Source organism: Desulfospira joergensenii DSM 10085, assembly GCF_000420085.1.
Lineage (GTDB): Bacteria > Desulfobacterota > Desulfobacteria > Desulfobacterales > Desulfobacteraceae > Desulfospira > Desulfospira joergensenii.
In genome coordinates this window covers 2296405-2318471 of record NZ_ATUG01000002.1, presented here as the reverse complement: position 1 = coordinate 2318471, position 22067 = coordinate 2296405, and the positions used below count along the sequence as shown (strand labels likewise).

The 22067-nt window shown below is 51.1% G+C and carries 22 protein-coding genes; 15 read left to right on the top strand and 7 right to left on the bottom strand.

What is annotated here, in order from left to right; genetic code table 11:
* Positions 1 to 11: 11 nt before the first annotated feature.
* The 6 genes from dnaX to F608_RS0123600 all read left to right on the top strand — a co-directional run bounded on the left by dnaX (position 12) and on the right by F608_RS0123600 (position 6052).
* Positions 12 to 1712: a DNA polymerase III subunit gamma/tau gene (dnaX, locus tag F608_RS0123625; protein ID WP_022668202.1), complete on the top strand. Its 1701-nt coding sequence runs from the start codon at positions 12 to 14 to the stop codon at positions 1710 to 1712.
* 77 nt (positions 1713 to 1789) lie between these two features.
* Positions 1790 to 2098: a YbaB/EbfC family nucleoid-associated protein gene (locus F608_RS0123620; RefSeq protein ID WP_022668201.1), complete on the top strand. Its 309-nt coding sequence runs from the start codon at positions 1790 to 1792 to the stop codon at positions 2096 to 2098.
* A 6-nt stretch (positions 2099 to 2104) separates the two neighbouring features.
* Entirely contained in the window at positions 2105 to 2719 is a 615-nt protein-coding gene (gene recR / locus F608_RS0123615; RefSeq protein WP_022668200.1) for a recombination mediator RecR, read from the top strand.
* Complete coding sequence (locus tag F608_RS0123610) at positions 2709 to 3134, top strand: YkgJ family cysteine cluster protein (RefSeq protein ID WP_022668199.1); 426 nt, start codon at positions 2709 to 2711, stop codon at positions 3132 to 3134. Before recR ends, F608_RS0123610 begins: the two co-directional genes overlap by 11 nt.
* 202 nt (positions 3135 to 3336) lie before the next feature.
* Positions 3337 to 5202: a GspE/PulE family protein gene (locus F608_RS0123605; RefSeq protein WP_022668198.1), complete on the top strand. Its 1866-nt coding sequence runs from the start codon at positions 3337 to 3339 to the stop codon at positions 5200 to 5202.
* 4 nt (positions 5203 to 5206) lie between these two features.
* A complete protein-coding gene (locus F608_RS0123600; protein ID WP_022668197.1) occupies positions 5207 to 6052 on the top strand; it encodes an HDOD domain-containing protein in 846 nt (281 codons plus the stop codon).
* 25 nt (positions 6053 to 6077) lie between these two features.
* On the opposite strand, the gene F608_RS0123595 is transcribed toward F608_RS0123600, so the two are convergent.
* The 4 genes from F608_RS0123595 to F608_RS0123580 form a co-directional block, all read right to left on the bottom strand.
* A complete protein-coding gene (locus tag F608_RS0123595; RefSeq protein ID WP_022668196.1) occupies positions 6078 to 6893 on the bottom strand; it encodes an OmpA/MotB family protein in 816 nt (271 codons plus the stop codon).
* A 17-nt stretch (positions 6894 to 6910) separates the two neighbouring features.
* A complete protein-coding gene (locus F608_RS0123590) occupies positions 6911 to 7630 on the bottom strand; it encodes a motility protein A (protein ID WP_244154319.1) in 720 nt (239 codons plus the stop codon).
* A 51-nt stretch (positions 7631 to 7681) separates the two neighbouring features.
* On the bottom strand, positions 7682 to 9061 hold the full coding sequence (locus F608_RS33135) for an HD domain-containing phosphohydrolase (RefSeq protein WP_153307571.1): 1380 nt from the start codon (positions 9059 to 9061) through the stop codon (positions 7682 to 7684).
* Positions 9062 to 9150: 89 nt separating this feature from the next.
* The gene (locus tag F608_RS0123580) at positions 9151 to 9702 is read right to left on the bottom strand and encodes an HD domain-containing protein (RefSeq protein WP_022668193.1); all 552 of its coding nucleotides are present in this window, start codon (positions 9700 to 9702) and stop codon (positions 9151 to 9153) included.
* 167 nt (positions 9703 to 9869) lie between these two features.
* On the opposite strand from F608_RS0123580, the gene F608_RS0123575 reads away from it, so the two are divergent.
* Positions 9870 to 10928: a LysM peptidoglycan-binding domain-containing protein gene (locus tag F608_RS0123575; protein WP_022668192.1), complete on the top strand. Its 1059-nt coding sequence runs from the start codon at positions 9870 to 9872 to the stop codon at positions 10926 to 10928.
* Here the strand turns inward: F608_RS0123575 and F608_RS0123570 are convergent.
* On the bottom strand, positions 10925 to 12721 hold the full coding sequence (locus tag F608_RS0123570; protein ID WP_022668191.1) for a GspE/PulE family protein: 1797 nt from the start codon (positions 12719 to 12721) through the stop codon (positions 10925 to 10927). The two genes, F608_RS0123575 and F608_RS0123570, sit on opposite strands and share 4 nt — an antisense overlap.
* Positions 12722 to 13032: 311 nt before the next feature.
* On the opposite strand from F608_RS0123570, the gene F608_RS0123565 reads away from it, so the two are divergent.
* From F608_RS0123565 to F608_RS0123550, 3 genes are all read left to right on the top strand, one after another.
* A complete protein-coding gene (locus F608_RS0123565) occupies positions 13033 to 13662 on the top strand; it encodes a hypothetical protein (RefSeq protein WP_022668190.1) in 630 nt (209 codons plus the stop codon).
* Positions 13663 to 13814: 152 nt separating this feature from the next.
* Entirely contained in the window at positions 13815 to 14717 is a 903-nt protein-coding gene (locus F608_RS0123555; protein ID WP_022668188.1) for a DMT family transporter, read from the top strand.
* A gap of 90 nt (positions 14718 to 14807) precedes the next feature.
* Positions 14808 to 15569: a dimethylarginine dimethylaminohydrolase family protein gene (locus F608_RS0123550; RefSeq protein ID WP_022668187.1), complete on the top strand. Its 762-nt coding sequence runs from the start codon at positions 14808 to 14810 to the stop codon at positions 15567 to 15569.
* A gap of 108 nt (positions 15570 to 15677) precedes the next feature.
* On the opposite strand, the gene F608_RS0123545 is transcribed toward F608_RS0123550, so the two are convergent.
* Both F608_RS0123545 and F608_RS0123540 read right to left on the bottom strand, forming a co-directional pair.
* On the bottom strand, positions 15678 to 15866 hold the full coding sequence (locus tag F608_RS0123545; RefSeq protein WP_022668186.1) for a 4Fe-4S binding protein: 189 nt from the start codon (positions 15864 to 15866) through the stop codon (positions 15678 to 15680).
* 90 nt (positions 15867 to 15956) lie between these two features.
* Positions 15957 to 16949 carry a hypothetical protein gene (locus tag F608_RS0123540; RefSeq protein ID WP_022668185.1) on the bottom strand — a complete coding sequence of 331 codons (993 nt, stop codon included), beginning with the start codon at positions 16947 to 16949 and terminating at the stop codon, positions 15957 to 15959.
* Positions 16950 to 17065: 116 nt separating this feature from the next.
* Between F608_RS0123540 and F608_RS0123535 the strand changes: the two genes are divergently transcribed.
* The 5 genes from F608_RS0123535 (at position 17066) to F608_RS0123515 (ending at position 22050) form a co-directional block, all read left to right on the top strand.
* A complete protein-coding gene (locus F608_RS0123535) occupies positions 17066 to 19306 on the top strand; it encodes an LPS-assembly protein LptD (protein ID WP_153307570.1) in 2241 nt (746 codons plus the stop codon).
* A complete protein-coding gene (locus tag F608_RS0123530; RefSeq protein WP_022668183.1) occupies positions 19303 to 19827 on the top strand; it encodes a UpxY family transcription antiterminator in 525 nt (174 codons plus the stop codon). The genes F608_RS0123535 and F608_RS0123530 overlap by 4 nt, the downstream gene beginning before the upstream one ends.
* Positions 19828 to 19902: 75 nt before the next feature.
* The gene (locus tag F608_RS0123525) at positions 19903 to 20178 is read left to right on the top strand and encodes an HU family DNA-binding protein (RefSeq protein ID WP_022668182.1); all 276 of its coding nucleotides are present in this window, start codon (positions 19903 to 19905) and stop codon (positions 20176 to 20178) included.
* Between the two features lie 27 nt (positions 20179 to 20205).
* A complete protein-coding gene (locus F608_RS0123520; RefSeq protein ID WP_027363061.1) occupies positions 20206 to 21237 on the top strand; it encodes a DNA polymerase III subunit in 1032 nt (343 codons plus the stop codon).
* Between the two features lie 9 nt (positions 21238 to 21246).
* Positions 21247 to 22050 carry a PSP1 domain-containing protein gene (locus F608_RS0123515; RefSeq protein ID WP_022668180.1) on the top strand — a complete coding sequence of 268 codons (804 nt, stop codon included), beginning with the start codon at positions 21247 to 21249 and terminating at the stop codon, positions 22048 to 22050.
* Positions 22051 to 22067: the final 17 nt, after the last annotated feature.

The window sequence follows — 22067 nt, the reverse complement described above, 5'->3', positions numbered from 1 at the left end:
CACCAGACACCATGTCATATCAAGTACTTGCACGAAAATACCGACCCCAGACTTTCCAGGAGGTCCTGGGGCAGGAACATGTTACCCAGACCCTTGTAAACGCCATTTCATCGGAGCGCGTGGCCCATGCCATCCTCTTTACCGGCCCCCGGGGGACGGGAAAAACCACAATAGCAAGGATTCTGGCCAAGGCCATGAACTGTGTGGAGGGGCCTACCCCCTCTCCCTGCAACAAGTGCAAGACATGTACAGACATTATTCAGGGCCATTGCTCCGACGTATTTGAAATCGACGGTGCCTCCAACAACAGCGTGGATCAGATCCGGGATCTCAGGGAGAACGTCGCCTATATGCCGGCATCGGCTCCCCATAAGATCTATATCATCGATGAAGTCCACATGCTGTCCACGGCAGCCTTTAATGCACTGCTGAAAACCCTTGAAGAACCTCCCTCCCATGTTCTTTTCATCTTTGCCACCACAGAGGTTCACAAAATCCCGGCCACCATCCTGTCCCGGTGCCAGCGCCATGACCTGAACCGGATTCCCCTGTCCGCCATATCCGGCCACCTGAAAAAATTAAGCTCCGAAGAGGGATTTTCAGTGGATCCCGAAGGCCTGGACTATATCGCCATGGAGGCCGACGGATCGGTCCGGGACGGATTAAGTCTCCTGGACAGGATCCTCTCTTCATCTCCCGGGGAAATGGTCGGCCTTGAAAGTGTGGTGGACAGCCTGGGCATCCCGGACCGGAAGCTTTTATTTGACATCTCCTCTGCCGTGTTTGATCGCAACGGAGCCGCCCTGCTGGACCTTATCGAAAAGGTGGATGATTCCGGCCTGGATCTGAAAAAATTCTACTCCGACATCATTCTCCACTTCAGGAATCTGAGTGTAATCAAACTCTGCGGACCGGATCAGGCGCCCGTGAACCTCATGGACACGGAAAAAGAACAGATTGTAAAAAGTGTTTCCCAGATTTCCGGAGAATACCTTGGCATGCTTCTCCAGCTTCTCCTAAAAGAAGAGTCCATCATAAGGTTTTCCTCCCATACCAAAACCGCCGTTGAAATGATTCTCCTGAAAATGCTCAGGATCCGACCGGATGCGGACCTGGACCTGATTGTCCAACGCCTGGACTTTCTGGCAAAAAACGTTCAGACCGGCCAGCCCCGGACAGAGGATGAGGCCCGCCCCAGAAAGCAGGCCCCGGAGAAAAGAGTCCATCCCATTGAGAATGTCCGGGAGGGCCGGGAATCCTGGGGTTCCGGACAGGAAATGCAACCCGAGACCCCTTTGCCTGAGCCCCCTCCCGGGACCGTGCCTTTGGTTCCCGAACCGGCCCAGGAGACTCATGTACCGGATCTCCCCAGGACCTGGCAGGGCTTTTTAAACCACATCGAAAGCAGGCTGCCCTTTATTTTCGTCCTGCTGACAGGGGCAAGAGTCAAAGAAACCGATGATAAAAGGATCGTGGCGGAACTTGAAAACTGCTCGGCTTTTGACAAGTCCAGGCTGGAAAATAAGAAAAAAGAACTGGCGGACCTTTGCCGGGATTTTCTGGGCAAGACATTGGCCGTCAATATCGTATCGGAAAACCACCCCATGGAAACCCAGGAAAAAAAGAACGATGCAATCAAGGCCAAACAGGCTGCCATGGGCCATCCGCTTGTGCAGGACGCCATAAGGATGTTTGACGGGAAAATTATTTAGTGGCCGATAGGTCAAACCTTGATGTATGAATAATCATTTTTAAAAATTATGATAAGAATCAGGCAGGAGGAGATAAAATGAAAAACATGAACAATATGATGAAACAGGCCCAGAAGCTCCAGAAGAAGATGCTCAAGACCCAGCAGGAACTGGCCACAAAAACCGTGGAAGCATCTGCCGGCGGCGGAATGGTCAAGGTCATTGCCAACGGCAGCCAGAAAATTGAATCCATTGTCCTGGAAAAGGAAATCGTGGATCCCGAAGATATTGAAATGCTCCAGGACCTTATCCAGGCTGCGGTCAACGACGCCCTGAACCGGTCCCAGGAGATGGTTTCTTCCGAAATGAACAAACTCACCGGCGGCCTGAATATCCCGGGCCTTTGATCCTCCGTGAACCATTATCCCGAAGCCATTACAAAACTGATCCGCAGCTTTTCCACCCTGCCGGGGATCGGGAAAAAAACCGGAGAGCGGCTTGCCCTCCATCTTCTCCACGCCCCGGATTACGAGGCAGCCGCCCTGGCCGCCGACATTGTGGAACTGAAAAAGAAGGTGAAACTCTGTTCGGTCTGTTTCAACTTAAGTGACAGGGACCGGTGCAGCATCTGCACCGACCCCCGGCGGGACTCTTCCGTGATCTGTGTGGTTGAGAATCCGGCGGACATGGCCGCCATTGAAAAATCCGAATCCTTTTCCGGGACCTACCATATCCTGGGAGGGGCCCTCTCTCCCATTGACGGTATCGGCCCGGATGATATCCGGCTGGCAGAGCTGTTTGCCCGGGCAGATTCGGAAAACGTCAGGGAAATCATCCTGGCCACCCGGACCAATGTGGAAGGGGAGGCCACGGCCACCTATATCCTGAACCGGATGAAATCGAACCGGTTCCAATCAAAAAATATCCGGATCACCCGGATTGCCTCGGGAATCCCCATGGGCGGGGACCTTCAATACGTCGATCCCCTGACCATGCAACAGGCGATGGAAAAGCGATATGGATTCTAAATACCAAAACCCTGAAGATATCTTTGATTGCAAACTCTGCGGAGAATGCTGCCGTGGGTTCGGGGGCACCTATGTCACGGACCATGACCGGGTTTCAATCGCCCGGTTTATCCAGGCCGATCCCGACAACTTCATAAATGACTATTGTGATATGGCCGGCTCCAGGCCGGTTCTGACCCAGGGGGAAGACGGCCGCTGCATATTCTTTGACCCGGAAAAACAATGCACCATCCACCCGGTCAAACCCTATATGTGCAGGGCCTGGCCCTTTATCCTGACCCTGATAAAAAACCCTGAGAACTGGAACGCCATGGCCGGATCCTGCCCCGGGATGAAAAAAGATATTCCTGCCCAAGATCTGATCCGGATCGTAACCCGGGAAAAGGCCAGACTCGACCGAGCTTCAGACGAATAAATCCCGCAGTCCCCGACTCAAGTTCAGACAGACGCCGTTTTTGAACACTCAAGACAGAGGATCTCTGGCCACGGGTTGTCCCGCTTGACTTTCCCCGTACCTTGCTGTTAAATTCAAACATACTTTTCGATGCTACATAAAGACCGGGACTTCCGGTCTGATTCAGGAGTACGAATTTAACAAACCGTGAAAGGGTAAGCGAATGGGACAAGAAAAGATCCAACCCGGTGAAATCGTATCTTTGCTGATCGCCCAGGGACTGCTGTCCGAGGAAAACGCCAGGTATGCCATGCGGGTACACGCCAAGCTCGGATCCGGGAAGACCCTTATCGATACCCTCAAAGATCTGAAATATGTCGAGGCGGAACAACTAAAAGAGGTGTTGCGGGCCAATCACCTTTCCCTGAAGATCGGCGACCTTCTCATGGAACTCGGGTACCTGAGCCGGGAAAAACTCAATGCCGCCCTGAGCATCCAGAAAGGTCAGAAGAACAAACGGCTGGGCGAGGTGATCGTTGAAAACCAGTTTATGACCGAGGCGGACTTCATAGAGGCTCTTTCCGTTCAGCTGGGCTTCCCTTTCATCGATCTGGTCACCGAGGAGATCGATAAGAAACTCATTGAAAACATCCCCATCAAATGGTGCATATCCAACCATTTTATCCCCATCAGAAAGGAAGACGGAAAGACCCTTCTCGCCTTTATGGACCCCTTTTCCAAATCCGATATTCAGGGGGCCCAGAAACTTTTCGGCAGCAATTTCATCCCGGGTATCGCCTCTCCCTATCTCATAGAGAAAAAACTGGAAAAAGTCAGTGCGGGCCGGCTCCGGTCCCGGGCCGACGTGGATGAAAACACGGCCATCGGTATCGTGGAATCCATTATCTCAAGTGCCATTGACCAGGGGGCAAGCGATATTCACATTGAACCCTTTGAAGAACGTCTCCAGGTCAGATTCCGGATTGACGGCATCTTGGTTCCCTTTAAGATATTTGCTATCAATGCCGCCAACATGGTGACCGCCAGGATAAAGATCCTGTGCAAGGCCAATATCGCTGAGAAAAGGCGCCACCAGGACGGCCGGATGTCTTTTGAACACGACGGCAACAATTACGATCTAAGGGCCTCTTTTTTTGTCACCGTATTCGGTGAAAAAATCGTTCTGAGAATCCTGAACCGCATCGACCAGATCATCCGCCTGGACCATATCGGCATGCAGCCCAAGATGCTGGACCGGTTCAAAAAAGACGTGCTGACCGCCCCCAGCGGAGTCATGGTCATCACCGGCCCCACAGGTTCGGGAAAGACCACCACCCTCTACTCCTGTGTATCTGATATCGCAAATCCCCAGATCAACATTGTCACGGCTGAAGATCCGGTGGAGTACATGGTGGAAGGCATCTCCCAATGTTCCATCGATACCACCATCAACCGGACCTTTGACGAAACCCTCCGTCATGTGGTCCGCCAGGACCCCGACGTAATTGTCATCGGTGAAATCAGGGATAATTTCTCGGCCAATGTAGCGGTCAATTCCGCCCTGACCGGACATAAGGTCCTCACCTCATTTCATACCGAAGACAGCGTCAGTGCCTTGATCCGGCTCATGAACATGGACATTGACGCGTTCCTGATTTCATCCACCCTCTCCTGTGTCCTGGCCCAAAGGCTGTTAAGACGGATCTGCCCCCATTGCAGTGAGGCGTATAAGCCGACCTCATGGGATATGAGATTCCTCAACTACACCGCCCAGGACATCGGGAAATATGAGTATCTAAAGGGCCGGGGATGCACCGCCTGCAATCACACCGGCTACAGAGGCCGGGTGGCCGTATTTGAGATGCTGGTCCTGGACGAGTTCATAAAGGCGGCCATTCTTGAGTCCAGAGCCAGTTACGAACTCAGAAAGATCAGTATTGAGACGGCCGGGTTTGTCACCCTGATGGAAGATGCCCTGTCTAAAATTTCCAAGGGAATCACAACCTTTGAAGAGGCCTTCAGATGTATCCCGAGGCTTGTCCCCCCCAGGCCAGTCCATGAAATCAACAGACTATTAGGAGTAATCTAAAAAAATGGATCGAAGTGAAAGTATAATTGATCTGATCAAAAACCAGATCAAAAAAGAAGACTCCCTTCCCGTGCTGAGCCCCGAATCCCTGGAGATTCAAAATGAAGCCACCCGGGAGAACATGGATTTCAGCAAATTGACCCGCCTGGTCAGCAGAGACATTACATTGACCGGCCAGATACTGAAAACCGCGAACTCCCCTTTTTATCGCGGACTCGGAGACGTAGAAACCCTCAAGGATGCCGTGCTCCGCCTGGGCCAGCATGAAATGGTCAATATCATTATGCAGGAAATGCACAAGAATAATTTTAAATCCGAAATCCCCCAGATCCGATCCTACCAGACACGGTTGTGGAACCACTCCCTGTCCTGCGCCATGGGCTCATTGTGGACGGTGAAATATCTGGCCCTGAATGACCTCATTCCCAGGGCCTTTATCTCCGGACTTCTCCATGACATGGGCCAGCTCTATCTGCTGACCGCCATTGAAAAACTGCTCATCTCCGAAACCGAATCCTTTAAACCGCCGCCCCAGCTCATTGAAAAGATCCTGGCCAGCCTCCACCCGTCCCTGGGGTACAACCTCCTGACCAAGTGGAACCTGCCTGATCCTTACCGGATTATTGCCAGGGACCACCACAGGGAGGATTTTGATGTGACAAATATGATGCTGGTGGTGATCCGGCTGACAGATGCCGTGTGCCACAAGATGGAAAGAAATGACCCGGAAGAGAATCTTTCAGGGATTGCCAGCTCCAGGGAGGCCGATATCCTCACCATGTCAGAAATCGGTCTGGCCGAACTTGAAATCGCACTGGAAGATGCAAAGACACGAAATACTCCCCTGTAAATCCGGAGCAACCGAAAGATAGAGCCTATCGGGGTTTCATGTCGGCAAACTGCCGGGCAATGGAATCCCTTTCATATACGATTTCAACCCGCCGATTCCTTGCCCTTCCCATGGCCGTGTCATTGGTGGCCACGGGATGGTATTGGGCATAGCCTTCCGCCGAGATGTACCGGGGCGGCACCCCATTGGCCACCAGGAGCCGGACCACCGTGGAGGCCCGGGCAGTGGAGAGTTCCCAGTTGGAAGGAAAAAGGTTGGAGGATATGGGGGAGCTGTCAGTATGCCCTTTTACCTTTACATGATAGGCCAGTTTGGAAAGGACCGCAGCTACTTTTCCCAGGATATCCATTCCCTTTGCCGACAATCGGGTCCCCCCCTGATCAAAGAGCAGCAGATCCGACATGGTGATCACCACTCCGTCATCGTTCTTGGTGACGCTGACCTCCCCGCCCAGCTTGTTGAACAGGACCAGTTCCCTGACCTCGGAGACGATGTCCTCCATTTCCTTTTCGATCATGCCGCCCAGTTCATCGATCTGCTGGCTCTCGGAGGGCTCTTCTGAAGGAACCGAGTGCATGGTCAGTCCCTCCCGGGTACCGGACTCCGGAACCGACTGGGCGCCAAGGGCACTTCTCAGGGATCTCACCAGTTCTTTATAGGTTTCCTGCTGGGTGGTGCTCATGGCGAACAAAAGGACAAAAAAGCACATCAAGAGCGTGACCAGATCTGAAAAGGTACACATCCATTCCGGAGCACCCTCAACGACCTTTTTCCCATCTTCCTGGGAAGGCTGGGTCAGGCGTATTTCCTCTTCATTTTCTCCTGCTTTATCTTCAGCCATAATCTTTGCCCGTTACTTTATTTTTTTTCTTCTTCCTTGCCCTTGCCGCCTGCCAGATATACTTTGAGCTTATCCTCCATGAGCTTGGGATGCTCTCCCTCCCGGATGGAGATGATGCCTTCAAAGATAATATTCATATTGGTGATTTCCAGGTCTGCCCGTCCGGTAAGTTTATCGGCCATGGGAATGAAAAACAGATTGGCCATGACAGCCCCGTAAAAGGTGGTGATCATGGCCACGGCCATTTTAGGCCCGATGGAAGACGGGTCGTCCAGATTGGCCAGCATCTGGACCAGGCCGATCAGGGTTCCGATCATGCCGAATGCCGGGGCATAGGACCCCATGCTGGAAAACATGTCCGAGCCAAGATCGAGTTTCTTTTTGGTCAGGGCCATTTTTTTCTGCATGATAGCGGCGATATCCCCGGTTTTAACCCCATCTACAGTCATCTGCAGGGCCTGGGCCAGATAGGGATCAGGGGTGGTCTGGATGTCACCCTCAATGGAAAGCAATCCCCCTTTCCGGGCCTTATTGGATATTTCCACCAGATTGGCAATGATGTCTTCGGGCTGCTCGATTTTAAAGATGAAAACCTTCATTCCGCTTTTGAATATGCTCATAATATCCGCCAGGGGATAGGCAATCATGGTGGAGGCGATGGTTCCACCCACAACGATGAGAATGGAAGGGATGTTGAAAAACATCATGATACTGCCGCCCAGAAGGATGGTTCCCATCACAAACCCCGTTCCAGAGACAACACCGATAATCGAGGAAATATCCATTGCTTAAACCTTTACGTAAATTGTTTCATCAACAGGGTATTCCCTGTTGTACTTTATAATCTTGTCGATTGATTCCCGGTCCAGCAGGGTGTCAACGGGAAACAGCTTTGTTCCCGTGGCCGTAAACAATGCGGTTCCCAGTCGCATCCCCGGCTCAAGCTGCTCCACCCCCACTCCCCTGACCCGGTAAGCGTCGGCCCCCATATGGAGAACGGCATATTTTTCCAGCCACCCAACGATCACGGGATCCAGGCGGGAACCTGAAACCTTCTCAAGTGCCCTTAAAAGATCTTCCAGACTGCCGGCCTCATCCTTGAGCCGGTCAAAAAGATCCGCCCCGGCCAGAATCCTGGATGCAAGGGGGATATACCTTTTTTTCAATCCGTCGGGATATCCGGTGCCGTCGGCGTTCTCGTTCATGAACCGGATAATCCGGGCCGCATTTTCAAAGGCCGAGCACCGGCTGATGAGCTCCGCCCCCTTTACCGGGTATTGAACCAGGATATCCTTTTCATATGCACTGAGCCGGTCCTTATCCAGACCGCCCCTGACATCGGGGTCTGCCATGAAAAGAAGCCCGAGTTCGTGAAGCATACCAGCTTTTCTGAGATCCTCCAACTTTTTTTCATCAAACCCCAGTTCCCCGCCGATATAACAGGCCACATGGGCCACCCGCTCCCCGTGATTCCGATTGGTTTCCACCCGCCTCTTGATCAGGGTGTACAAGAGAGAATTCACCCCTTCCATGTTCTGATGGAGATCCTGCTTAAAGGACGAGACCTGGTGTTTCATCTGACTCCGCTCTGAATTCAGATCCTGGATCTGTTTCAGGGCATGGTTGAGACTGGTCTTTTCCTGGATCAGCTCCTCTTTCAACCCTTTGAGTTCGTCCTTGAACCGGTCGAGGTAGGCAAAGGTCTTTTCCTGGGTCTTCTCAAGGGTATAGAGTTTCTGTTCAAGGGATCTGGTTTTCAGAAAAATCCCGGCTGCCCTTCGGACCTCCCCGGCAGTAAAGGGGCGGATAAAAAACCCGTCATATCCTTCCTCCATGAGGGTGCGGCGCATCCCGGACCCGGGCAGTCTGTCCAGAACCAGAAAAACGGCAGGCCTGAACCTGAAGTCCATATCCTGGATCCGGGCAATATCCTGTTTTGCCCGGTCGACCAGACCGTTTTCCGGATCAGGCGGCGGGTCAGCCAAGGGATCACGGCCGGCAAGGGAATCGACCAGGACGATATCCGGGGCCCCGGCCGGGATGTTCTCCTCCCGGTCCAGATCCGGACAAATCCCGGCGGCAAACCCCTTGTCTTTTGAAAAGAGCTCCAGATAATCCGGGTCAAGGTTTTTGCCCACATAGAGCAGTGATATAAGATCTTGTGTCATTTTAGATGAGTGCCTTGAGGAATGTTTCATTGAAAAAAGCAAAAAAAGATTGTTGGAACAAAACCGGACCTCTCCGGTCCTGCAGGGCACTATTCTGAGTAATCATTCATCCACCACTCATCCCACCGGGTTTCCAGAATCCCTTCCAGGATCTGCTTTCCCAACCGGGTTTTTACCCGTTCCCCCACAATGGGAAGCCATTTTTCAGGCGGTTTTGAACCGATGTCCTTGAGTTTTTTCAATTCAAGGACAAAAGAAATCTGATCTGCATCATTGGCCAGTCTGGCCTCTTTTGTCTCCCCCCGGTTAAACTCATCAATCAGGGATCTGATATCATCCCCAAAGGGGATATTCCTTATCAAATGGGAAATGGCCCGTTCCTCATTGGTTTCGGAATATTTTTTTTGAACATAGTTAAAATCCCCTGTCCGGGCTTCCCCAAAATCATGGACCAGGGCCATGGCCACCAGACGCCCGGAATCGACCTCCGGATCCAGCCTGGCCATGGTAAAACAGATAAAGGCCGTGGTAAAGCAATGGTCGGCAATGCTCTCCCGCCCGGAACCCAGGAAGGAATACCCTGACCGGTTGATGTCCTTTAACATCCTGATCTCGAACAATAGGTTTGCAATCTGCTTCATATTCGCGTCCGTTTTCTATAAAATTCCCGTCAATGGGTTCCCGGCAACATGGTCAGGATGAGGATGATCCCAAGCAATAATGGCAACTATTCTTGACTTTTTATAGAACACTAGCTTAAATAAAGTCAAGATTTCCTAAACGCTACGCAATAAACACGGGGGATATCATGCAACATCTAAAGGCAGGAATCATCATCCTTGGCTTGATTTTTCTGGGAAGCGGCCTGGTACAGGCCCTGGAAGCCAAACACACTTCGCAGAAGACTCTGGACGCCGGGGCTATTGAATTTGATCCTGGCAAAGACTCGGGTTTTTACTATACCATCCAAAAAGGGGACACCCTCTGGGATTTGTCCCAAAAATTCTACAATTCCCAGTGGGACTGGCCCGGTCTCTGGGAGATGAACAAAAAGATCAAGAACCCCCACTGGATTTATCCCGGCAATAAGATCAAAATATTTCTCAAGAAGACGGCCCCGGCCAAACCGGAACCGGCTATTGTTTCCAAACCCGCCCCTCCCGTCCGCATTGAGCCCTCTTTTTCATACCCTCCCATGGATTACACCGGATTTATCCGGGAAACCGCCCAGGAGAGCCTGGGAGAGATTTTAAGGGAAAAGGACGGCAATCTGATGATGTCCGTCAATGACATTATCTATATCAAACCCACAGCCAAGGGCAGCCTCATCCCCGGAAAGGTCTACCAGGTGTTTGTCACCCAGGACATAGACGAAAAGATCAACGGGAAGCGTTTCAAAGGTATCAAACACCGGATCAAGTCTGAAATCAAAATTCTGGAACACAAGGTCACTTATGTGACCGCCGTGATCCAGCACGCCATCCGGGACACCAATGCGGGCGATCAGGTTATGGAGTTCTTTCACAGGGAGCCTGTGCTAAAGGTCCGGGAACCCCTTGAACCCATTGACAGTGCCATTATCTGTTCAGAAGATGACAATGTTCTGGTCAACGACAACAGAATTGCCTTCATAGACATGGGACGCAACCAGAATGTCCAGGCAGGACAGATTTATACCATAGCCCAGGAACTTGAACCTCCCTATGAACAAAACTCCCTGAAACAGGCCCTTAAAAAGGAAAAACTCCCGGAACTTCCGCCCATCGAATCGGGCAAGCTCATTGTCCTGCACACAGAGGATATTGCCTCCACAGTGATGATTCTCTCCTCCCAGAGGGACATTCATCCCGGAGACATGGTGAACTAGATCAGATCCCAGGTGACCCGTAAAATCTCCTGGTAGGTGGTCTTTCCTTCCAGCATTTTCCTTATCCCGTTTTGGCGGAGCATGACCAGTCCCTCTTTAACGGCCTTGCCCCGCATGGCCTCAAGATCGGCATCATTTGAGGTCATACGCTTGAGGGCTTCGGAATAGGGTAAAATCTCGTATATGCCTGTCCGCCCCATATATCCGGTCTGCCGGCATTTCACACACCCCTTCCCGTGTTTGAGTTCGACCGCCCCTGTCTGCTCGATCTTCAATCCCAGACCGGCCAGTTCTCGGGCATCCATTTCAAAGGACTGGGCGCAATAGGGGCAGATCTTCCGGACCAGGCGCTGGGCCACGATTCCGTTGAGGGAAGAATGGACCAGATAGGGGGGGATGCCCAGGTCCAGGAGCCGGAACACGGTAGACACCGCATCGTTGGTGTGCAGGGTGGACAGGACCAAATGGCCGGTAAGCGCAGCCTGAACAGCGGACTGGGCCGTCTCAAGGTCCCGGATCTCCCCCACCATGATGATATCCGGGTCCTGGCGGAGGATATTTCTGAGCACCGATCCAAAGGTCACGCTGATGGCCGGCTGTACCGCAATCTGATTAAATTCCTCATGGATCATCTCAATGGGATCTTCAATGGTGGTGATATTGACCTCCGGTGAAGACAGCATGCGCAGACTGGAGTACAGGGTGGTGGACTTTCCAGATCCGGTCGGGCCTGTAACCAGGACAATACCAAAGGGAAGGGAAATCAACCGCTTATACTTCTTAAAATCATCCGGAGAAAATCCCAGCATCTCAAGATCCTGGAACAGGATGTCCGGATCCATGATCCTGAGAACCAGTTTCTCCCCAAAGGCCACGGGAATGGTGGAAACCCGAATCTCCACCTCGGTATCCCCCTTTCCCATCTTGATCCGGCCGTCCTGGGGCCGTCTCTTTTCAGCCATATCCAGGCCGGACAGGGTCTTGATCCGGCTGACCACGGCATTGTGGAGCTGCTTGGGCAGCTTGTACACGGTATGGAGAACCCCGTCGATGCGCATGCGCACCAGGCAGATATCCCGCTTGGGCTCCACATGGATGTCACTGGCCTTCTGGTCAAAGGAATAGGAGAATAAATGGTTTACCGCGTTGACGATGTGCTGGTCCGTGGAGGGCAGGTCATCCACTGCGGTGAGGCTGACAAATTTTTCAAGGTTCCCGAGGTCCACCCCTTTGCGGGAAAAAAGATCCTCGGCCGCGGAAATGGAATACTGGAATCCGAAAAACTCCCGGATCAGTTTCTCAACGTCGGACTTTGAACTGACAATGGTCCTGACCTTGAGCTTGGAGACCATTTCCACATCCTTGACCGCCTCGAGGTTGAAGGGGTTGGGTGTGGCCACCACCAGCTTGCCTTCCTCCACCTGGAGGGGCAGGAGCAGATGTTTTAGGGCAAAAGATTTGGAAATGGTTCCGGTAACTGTTTTCAGTTCCAGCTTCAGGGGATCGATCTTCTTGTACTCCAGTTTCCAGGCCGCGGCAAAGGCCTTGTAGATCAAATCCTCGTCAATGATCTTCCCGGGCTGGTCCTGACGTTCCAGATTCAGATAGAGAATCACATCAATGAGTGAAAGATCTTTGCTGGATTTCCCGCCCTGCTTCTTGGATATGATTTCACTGACCTGACTTTCCCGGCGAAGCAGATCCAGGGCCTGATCCTTGGAAATCAGTTTTGCCCCCACCAGGACCTTACAGATATTCTGGGATGTGAACCAGGAGCTGTGTTGGGTTTGCATGTGTTAAGTCACCTTAAAAACATAAGTATTTAAATCGTTTTTATACGGGGCCTGGATCGGGTTGTAAAGGTTTGGATCAAGATTATTGAACAAGATCCATAAAATGGGAATTGACTTGTATCCGAGCTAGGGTGCCAGTCGGGGGCTTTTGAACTGCGAATCCGGAACCCTCCCCGGCCGGCGATACAAAAATATCAGGTCCTTGTTCCATCTCCACCCGGAGTTATGCCATCCGCACCGGATCCGTCAATCCGGGCATATTTATTGCAGTATTTCGATACCTTGGTGAACACACAAAACAAGGAGGGATCATGAAAATCAGCTCTATATCGGCACCAGCCCCTTTCTTGAGCTATGCGGCTACTTCGCAGACGGAAAAAGACTCCACTCTACCCGGAAAAAATGATGTGGTGACCCTTTCGGACGAAGGGAAAAAAATGCAGGCCCAGGCCTCGGCAAACTCATCATCTTTAATGAGCACCCTGGATAATTTCATGGACGGCGCCGGAAAAGACGGGGTCATCACCCTGGATGAAATCCGGGCCTTTGGTGAAAAATATCTTAAATTATCCGGGGATATCCTGGCCGAGACACTTGAACAACTCGGTATCCCGGCGGATCAAAGCATGACCATACACACCGACGAAGAAGGCAGGGTCAGGGTTGAGTCAGATCTTCCAGCCCGGGACAATGAAAAGCTGGAGGCCGCTTTGAACAGGCATCCCGAGTTCCAGCAGGCCTTTACAAAAGCAAGTTCCAGCCAATCTCTGCTTGATGCGGCCGAGAAGCATCTGGAATTTGCCCAGGCCTATGCCCAAGATCCCAAGGCTGCGGTGGCCCGGTACGGCATCGGCAGTCCTTTGTCAGGAGACTATGTACTTGAGTATGCCCAGGGCCAGACCAGCCTGGTTCTTCAAAATTCCTTTTCCTTGACGGGATAAAAAACCACCCCAGGAAAACCGCTTCATGGACGTCATGTCCTTCTTGGTTAAAAAGGGAACACCAGGTTTGTCGCATAAAATCTTTGCCTTGACTTTTGCCCCCTGCTCTGTGCAAATACAAAAATTTATCAGAGACTGAAAGGACAATACCGGTGACCTATATAAAGCTTGTGCTCACCGCCTTTTTCTGGGGCGGGACCTTTATTGCGGGCAAGGGTCTGGCCAATCATATTGACCCGTATTCCGCAGCATTTTTCCGATTTCTCATTGCCTCGCTCTTTTTAATCTTCCTGACTTTCCGCATGGAGGGAGGCCTGCCCCGGATCGGGATCCGGCAGGGCGTCAATGTGCTTCTCCTGGGGATGACCGGTGTATTCTCCTATAATGTCCTGTTTTTTACGGGGCTCTCTTTTATCAATGCCAACCGGGCCTCTTTGATCATTGCCACCAATCCTATTTTTATCAGCCTGTTTTCAGCCCTGATCTTCAAGGAGTCCCTGACACCCCTGAAAATCACAGGCCTCTGCCTCTCCGTTGCCGGGGCCATGGTGATCATCTCCAACGGGAATCCAGCCCTGATCCTTGAAAGCGGTCTGGGCAGGGGGGAAGCGGCCATCTTCGGCTGTGTCCTGTCCTGGGTGGCCTATTCTCTATTGGGCAAGCCTCTGATGAAGGATCTTTCCCCAATGGCCTCGGTCTGCTACTCTTCAATTGCCGGAACTGTCCTGCTCTTTTTTCCGGCCCTGGCCCATAATATATTTTCAAATGCACCCGGCTACACCCTGGGGCAGTGGGGCAGCCTGTTCTACCTGGGATTTTTCGGCACCGTGCTGGGATTTTTCTGGTATTACCAGGCCATCCTGGAAATCGGTCCCATGAAGGCCGGGGTATTTATCAACTTTGTTCCGGTTTCCGCCATTATCCTTGCCTGGCTGATCCTGGGGGAAACCCTGACTCCGGCCAGCCTGACAGGCGGAATCCTGGTCATTTCTGGGGTTTACCTGACCAACGCGGGAGAGACGATTAAGAAACTGATCCTTGGAAAAAAAGACTAGAAAGAAAATCAACCGGTCCGGAATCTTTGCCAGTGTCTCTTCCGTTGACTTCAGGCTCTGGACTCCGGACTTTCAGCACAAAGGAACCCCATGTTCACAAAAGCCATTGTCAAACGACCCTGCAAAAATATGGTAAAGGGCATCACAACAGCCGGCCTGGGCCGGCCCGATTACAATCTGGCCCTGGACCAGCACGATAATTATATCGAGGCCCTGGAAGCCTGCGGCCTTAGTGTCACCATCCTGGAAGCGGATGAAGAGTTTCCCGATTCCACCTTTATAGAAGACACCTGCCTGGTCACCCCGGCCTGTGCCGTGATCACCCGGCCCGGGGCAGAAACCCGGAGGGGAGAGATCTCCGCTGTTGCAGAAGCCGTTAAAAATATCGGGGTTCCTGTGGAGTCCATCCAGGACCCCAGCACACTGGATGCAGGAGACATCATGATGACGGGAAATCAATATTATGTCGGACTGTCCGACCGGACCAATCCGGCCGGAACAGACCAGCTTGGCATTATATTGGAAAAATACGGCTTGGGGGTCGTACCTGTTCCTCTGTCCTCCATGCTCCACCTGAAAACCGGCCTCTCTTTTCTTGAGCACAACAACCTCTTGGCGGTGGGGGAATTCTTGACCCGGCAGGAATTCCGGAATTTCAACCTTATGGCCGTGGATGAAGATGAAGCCTATGCAGCCAACTCGGTCTGGATCAATGAAAGGGTGATGGTTCCTGCGGGATTTCCCAAGACCCGGGAAATGATTGAAAAAAAAGGATATGAGACCCTGGGTGTGGATGTGTCTGAATTCAGAAAGCTGGACGGGGGATTAAGCTGTCTTTCGCTAAGATTCTGATCCTTGGGCGGGGTTTGTTTTAGGCCTAAGGTTTTTGACTCAACAAAAAATGCCGGGTCAGCGCATTTGCGGCTGACCCGGCATTGATTTTCAGTGATGAAAAAGGATCTAGTCTTCCTCTACAGTAATCGCATCTTCTTCACAGACTTCCACGCAGCTTTCGCAGCCCATGCATTCTTCAGCATTGACAGGAACTGATTTCTCATCTTCCATCTCAAATACTTCCACGGGACAAACGTCAACACATTCTTCGCAACCAACGCATTTGGACTGGTCAACAATTGGGGTAAATGCCATTTTAATAGCCTCCTTAATTAATGTTCCATTATAAACTCATTTTTTAAGCTGAATTTAAAAAACGCTTTTATAACATTTTATTTATTAAAATCAAGTTTTTTTATGGGGGTTTAACCTGACCAGGCAGACCCCTATGTTTTTTCCGGCCAGATTAAAATCCGTCAGATCTAAAAAACTTGCTTTTTCCGGAAAAATCCCCAGCTTTATCTGAGCTGAAATCCGGCAGCCATCTGCCGATCCAGGCAGGTCTTTTCCCGCAAACCCCCTGTCCCTTACGCCCTGTTCTAAAATTTCAGAAATGTCACTCTGCCATTTTTGTCGTAAAGAACATCCATCTTCATGCACTTTTATAGATTCAATGTCAAGACCATTTATCAGATCTTGTGAGCCGGGATATAAACGGTCAAACACAGCCGGACTGGTGGTGACCAGCAAAATGGAATCTTCCCGGTTTTGAAATATCTTTTTCTCCATGGCCACCCGGCACCAGGAGCGGATCCTCGAATCGGTCATCACCTGGCCGGGATCCCTTTCCGTGACAACCAACCCGGAGGGTTCCGGGGGACTTTCATCCTGTTCGGCTCCCTTTAATTGTGAAAAAAGGGCTCCCCTGTTCTTTTCCAGGTCCTTGAGTTCATCGTCAATTCTTTCGTTTTCCAGGTCCAGAATCCCTGCGAACTTTAAAAACAGCAGGAGATCTCTCCCGCTTTTTTGTTCCCGGTCCAGGCCCTGTCCCGAATCCTTTGACACCCTTTCCCTCAACTGGGACTGTATCCGGGTCAGGTCTGAATCGTCTGTAAAATAGGGGGTATCCCGGAGCATGGATTTTAAATTTTTTTCATTCCCCTTGTGCATCCCGGCCCAGTCCCGAAAAGACCTTACCTGGCGATCCACAAGACTGAGAACCTCAGGAGAATGAAACTCCGGCTTCACCCTGCCCTGTTCCACCATGGGTGCCAGAGGATGGTCCGGATCAAGCCGGGAAACCAGGGGCAGACATCGGAAAGAGGAAAAAATAGTCAGCAAGGTGTTCAACTGACTTCGGCTGATATGGGAAAAAGGGAAAAATACTATGTCCAACATGATGGTCCTGCCTTTTGGGAATTGATTCCGTACCCGAAGGTTGAGGTTGACTTTTAACCTATAAAATGGCTTTATACAGTAATTTTAAATGATGTGCAATTTTTACCGGAAAGATAATGCCCCGTTCATTTAGTGACATAAAAATGCTGCCGGCCGCAGCATTTATCTTTTTTGCCCTTGTTCTGCCGGAACTCTTTTTCCCATTCAATCCGGCCCGGGCCTTTTCCCAGGAAGAGGATCCCAAGCAGATTCCCTGGCATATCTCCGCCCAGGTGGTCAGCTACGACCAGAAAAAAGAATTGTATATTGCCGAGGATGAAGTGGTGATCACCGGGGGGCTGACCCGGCTGGAGGCAGATTATGTGGAGTTTTCCAATAAAACCAAGGATGCCTTTGCCCAGGGGAACGTGGTTCTGATCTCCGGCGAAGATTCCATTTCCTGCAATGCCATGCAGATCAACCTCCTCACCGAGCAGGGCTTTATCAACAAGGGAACCATCTTTATTCAGAAGAACAATTTCTATATTGAGGGCGAAAAAATCCGTAAGACCGGAAAGTTTACCTACAGCGCTGAAAAAGGGACCATCACCTCCTGTGAAGGGGACTCCCCGGCCTGGAAAATCTCAGGAAAAAACGTAAAAGTGACCATAGAGGGATACGGATATGCCACCCATGCCGCCTTCTGGATTAAAAAAGTGCCGGCCCTCTATGTCCCGTTTCTGGCCTTTCCAGCCAAAACCAAGCGTCAGACCGGCCTGCTGGCCCCCAGCTTCTCCAGCTCGGACCGGCTTGGATTTGAATATGAACAACCCCTGTTCATCGCCCTTTCCAGGGACACCGATGCCACCCTTTATGCGGACTATATGTCAGACCGGGGCCTTAAATTGGGCGGAGAGTTTCGGTATGTACTGGACGAAAAATCCAAAGGCACCCTTTTTCTCGATTTGCTGAAAGACGATCAGATCGATGACGGGACCGCAGATACAGAAGAGTTTGCCTTCGACACAACGGCCCAGAGGACCAATACGGACCGGTACTGGTTCAGGATGAAGAGCGACCAGGAACTTCCCGGCGGATTCAAGGCCAAACTGGACCTGGATATTGTCAGTGATGCAGATTATCTCCTGGAGTTCAGGGACGGGTATACCGGGTATGATAAAATCACGGAATACTTTGAAAAAGAGTTCGGCCGGGACCTGGACGAGTACGACGACACGGTCCGGGAAAACAGCCTGACCCTTGACAAGAGCTGGAACAACTACAGCCTGACGGCCAAGGCCCTCTGGTATGACAACGTGGCGGCCCGGCGCCAGGATACCGATGACTACACCCTGCAGACCCTTCCCAGTGTTGAATTTGATGCATCCAAGCACAAACTGGGAGCCACCGGGATTTACTATACCCTGGATTCGGAGTTCAGGTCGTTTTTCCGCCAGGACACCACAGAGACAAAGGTCAACGGGCAGCGGGTCGATGTCTATCCCAAGCTCTACTATCCCACACGGTTTGCCAAGGCCTTTTTCTTTGAACCCTTTGTGGGCACCCGGGCCACGGCCTGGCACACAGATGATTTCACGGATAGTTACGGTTCCGAGGATGAGTTCAGGACCCGGACCCTCTATGACGTGGGTGCCCAGCTTTCCACCAAGCTCAACAGGATCTTTACCCTGGAAAACCAATTTGCGGACAAGATCAAACATGAGGTGGTTCCCAAGCTTGAATATGCCTTCCGGCCCAGTGTCCTCCAGGATGATCTGCCCTATTTTGATTCCCTTGACCGGATTGCCGAGAAAAATATCATCACTTGGTCCCTGGCCAATACCTTTACCTCCAGAAAAATCGTGGAGGGGAAAGAGGGTGAGGAGTCCTATGTATACAAGGAACTGGCCTGGATCGAATTGTCCCAGGACTATGATCTTAAAATTGAACGGGATGAAGAAGACCGTACCCACCCCTGGTCAGATATCTACCTGGAAAGCGAACTCAATCCCCTGGAATATCTGTCCCTGGATGTTGACCTGGCCTGGGATCCCTATAACCGGCACTTCACAAAGACAAATGCCGGAGGGACCCTCAAGGACAGCCGGGGAGATTCCATTCAAACCCAATACCGCTACACCCTTAAAAACGCCAACACCTGGTATACCCGGTTCCTGGTTCAGGCCACCAGCACCCTGGGAATTTACTATTCCTTTGAAAAGGACCTGAAAGGAAAAAACACCATTGAAACCCGGACCGGCATCTTCATCGACCAGGCCTGCTGGGGCTTTGACCTTCAATACCGGGAGGAAGGCGGAGATAAAAAGATCATGTTTTTAATCATCCTTAAAGGGATTGGAGAGTTTGGCCAGAAATGAACAAGGATTTAAACTGGTTTGCCCTTTTGACCCGGAGCAATTTCGAACAGACGGTCCTCAACCAGATCATGAAAAAGAAGATAGAGGTTTTCCTGCCCAGGAAAAGAAAGCCCAGCCGGCGAAAAGACCGAAAACTCATGCTTGAGGTCCCCCTGTTCCCGGGCTATCTCTTTGTCAGATCAAGCCCGGATCCGGCCTCCCAGCTGACTATTTTAAAAACCACCGGTGCGGTCCGTCTCCTGGGAAATCAAAAAGGCCCCCTTCCCGTGTCCGAGTCCCAGATCGAGTCCCTGAAACTCATGACCAGCACCCATATGGATTTGATCACGGGCAGCATCATTGAATTAAAGAAAGGAGATCCGGTCGTCATCCTGGAAGGCCCCATGGCCGGGCTGAGGGGGGAATTCTCCGAATATAAGGGGAAAACCCGGGTGATCATTAAAATAGATCTTCTGGGCCAGTTTGCCGGGGTTGAAATTCCGGTTGAACATATTGAAAAAATTCCGGACTTACTATCATAAGTCCTTGACTTTTTATGATTTTTTGATTACAACCCAGGAATTAAAAATCGGTTTATATAAAAATACAGAGGGGTTATGAATAAACTTGAACTAATTTCCACACTGAAAGAAAGATCTAATCTTACCAAGGCCGAGGCTGCCGAGGTCATAAAAATTTTCTTTGATTCCCTTTCCGAGGCCTTTGTAAAAGGGGAAAGAGTTGAGATAAGAGGATTCTGCAGCTTCCACATCAAGGAGTACAAGAGCTATACCGGACGGAACCCCAAAACCGGCCAGAAAGTATTGATACCTCCCAAGCGGCTTCCTTTTTTCAAATGCGGCAAGGAGTTAAAAGAACGGGTGGACTATTAAAATCTGTCCTTCCCATCCAGAATGATGATGCCGGTTTTTGATCCACATACTCCTGCAGCATCTGAATTAACCCATATCATTCAGACCCGGAAGATCCCCAATGCCTTTCTTTTCACCGGCTCCAGCGGAACAGGAAAAGAGAGAGCCGCATTCGGGTTTGCCCAGGCAGCCAATTGCAGGGAAGGGAGCGACGGCAGTCCCTGCCTGAACTGCCGGTCCTGCAGAAAAATCCATGCCCGGATGCACCCGGACATGATCCACATCCATCTTCTTGAAAAAAAAAAAGACATCTCCATTTCCCAGATCCGGGAAATGGAGGGGGTACTCTCTGCCAGGCCCAATGAAGCTGACTGGCGCATGGTTCTGATATCAGATGCCGGGAAGATGAATATCCAGGCCCAGAACGCCCTTCTCAAGGCGCTTGAAGAACCGCCCCAAAAAACCTTTTTCATCCTGACCGCATTGGGACTGCCCGGACTGATCCCCACCATTGTGTCCCGGTGCCGTCAAATCCGGTTCAGGTCCCCCGGATCCAGGGAAATCGCCCGATATCTTGTCAATTCCTGGGGCGTGGATCCCGGGACAGCCAAAATTGCTTCGGGCACGGCCGGATCCGATATTCAAAAGGCCCTGCGCCTCCTTAACCTGGAAGATCCCGGGGAAAAACCAGGGTCTAAAAAAGACAAAACAAAGAAGATGGACTGGAAAAGCAGGAGATCCTGGCTCCTGAATCAGATCCCCGAACTGATCCGGGCCCCCAACCCATTGGGTCATGCCCTTTTCATATCGGAACAACTGGGCCGGGAAACCGAGCATATTTCCGACTGGCTGTCCATCATGAGATCCTTTTTCAGGGATCTCTGCGTTTTCAAAACCGACCCTGAAAAAATAGTTAACCTTGATTTTTTCGATGCTTTAAAAGATATTAGTCAGATACTCGGGTGCAAGCGTATCATTGAATTTATGGATCATTTTTATGAAACAGAGCGGCGGCTGGGGTCAAATGCCTCCATTCGTCTGGCTCTAGACCGTTTTTTCATAAAAATATCCTTACCATAGGAAGTCATTATGACCAAAGTGGCAGGTGTGAAATTTAAAAGGGCCGGCAAAATCTATGATTTTAAAAGCGATGCCTTTGTTTTGAACCCCGGGGATCATGTCATTGTGGAAACGGAACAGGGGCTGGGATTCGGAATCGTTGCCAAACCGCCCGCAGAAACCGACTCCAAGGGGAAAAAACTCAAACAGATCGTGAGGATCGCCACCAAAGAGGACTTCATCCGACGGGAAGAACTCAAACAATTGGAAAAAAGAGCCCAGGGGTTCTGTCTTGACTGCATCAACGACCTGGGCCTTTTGATGAACCTGTTCAGCGTGGAGTGCACCTTTGACCGGAACAAACTGACCTTTTTCTATACGGCGGACGGCAGAATCGACTTCAGGGAACTGATCAAGCTGCTGGTCAAAGAGTACAGCATCCGCATTGAGATGAGACAGGTGGGAATACGAAATCTCTCCAAACACTGCGGGGGAATCGGCAAATGCGGCAGGGAGATCTGCTGCTCCTCTTTCATGTCCGGGTTTGAACCGGTTTCCATTAAAATGGCAAAGGAGCAGAGACTCTCCTTGAATCCCACGAAGATATCCGGGGTGTGCGGCCGCCTCATGTGCTGCCTGACCTTTGAGAACCAGACCTATAAGCAGCTGAAGAAAAAAATGCCCAAGCTGGGCAAGACCATCACCATTGAAGAGGGACAGGGAAAAGTGGTCCGGCAGAACGTATTAAAAGAGAGCATCACCCTGCTCATGGAAGACCGGACAGAGCTTGAAAAAAAAGTCAGTGAACTGAAGATTATCCCCACCCCTAAATAAAGACAGAACAAGGTAAA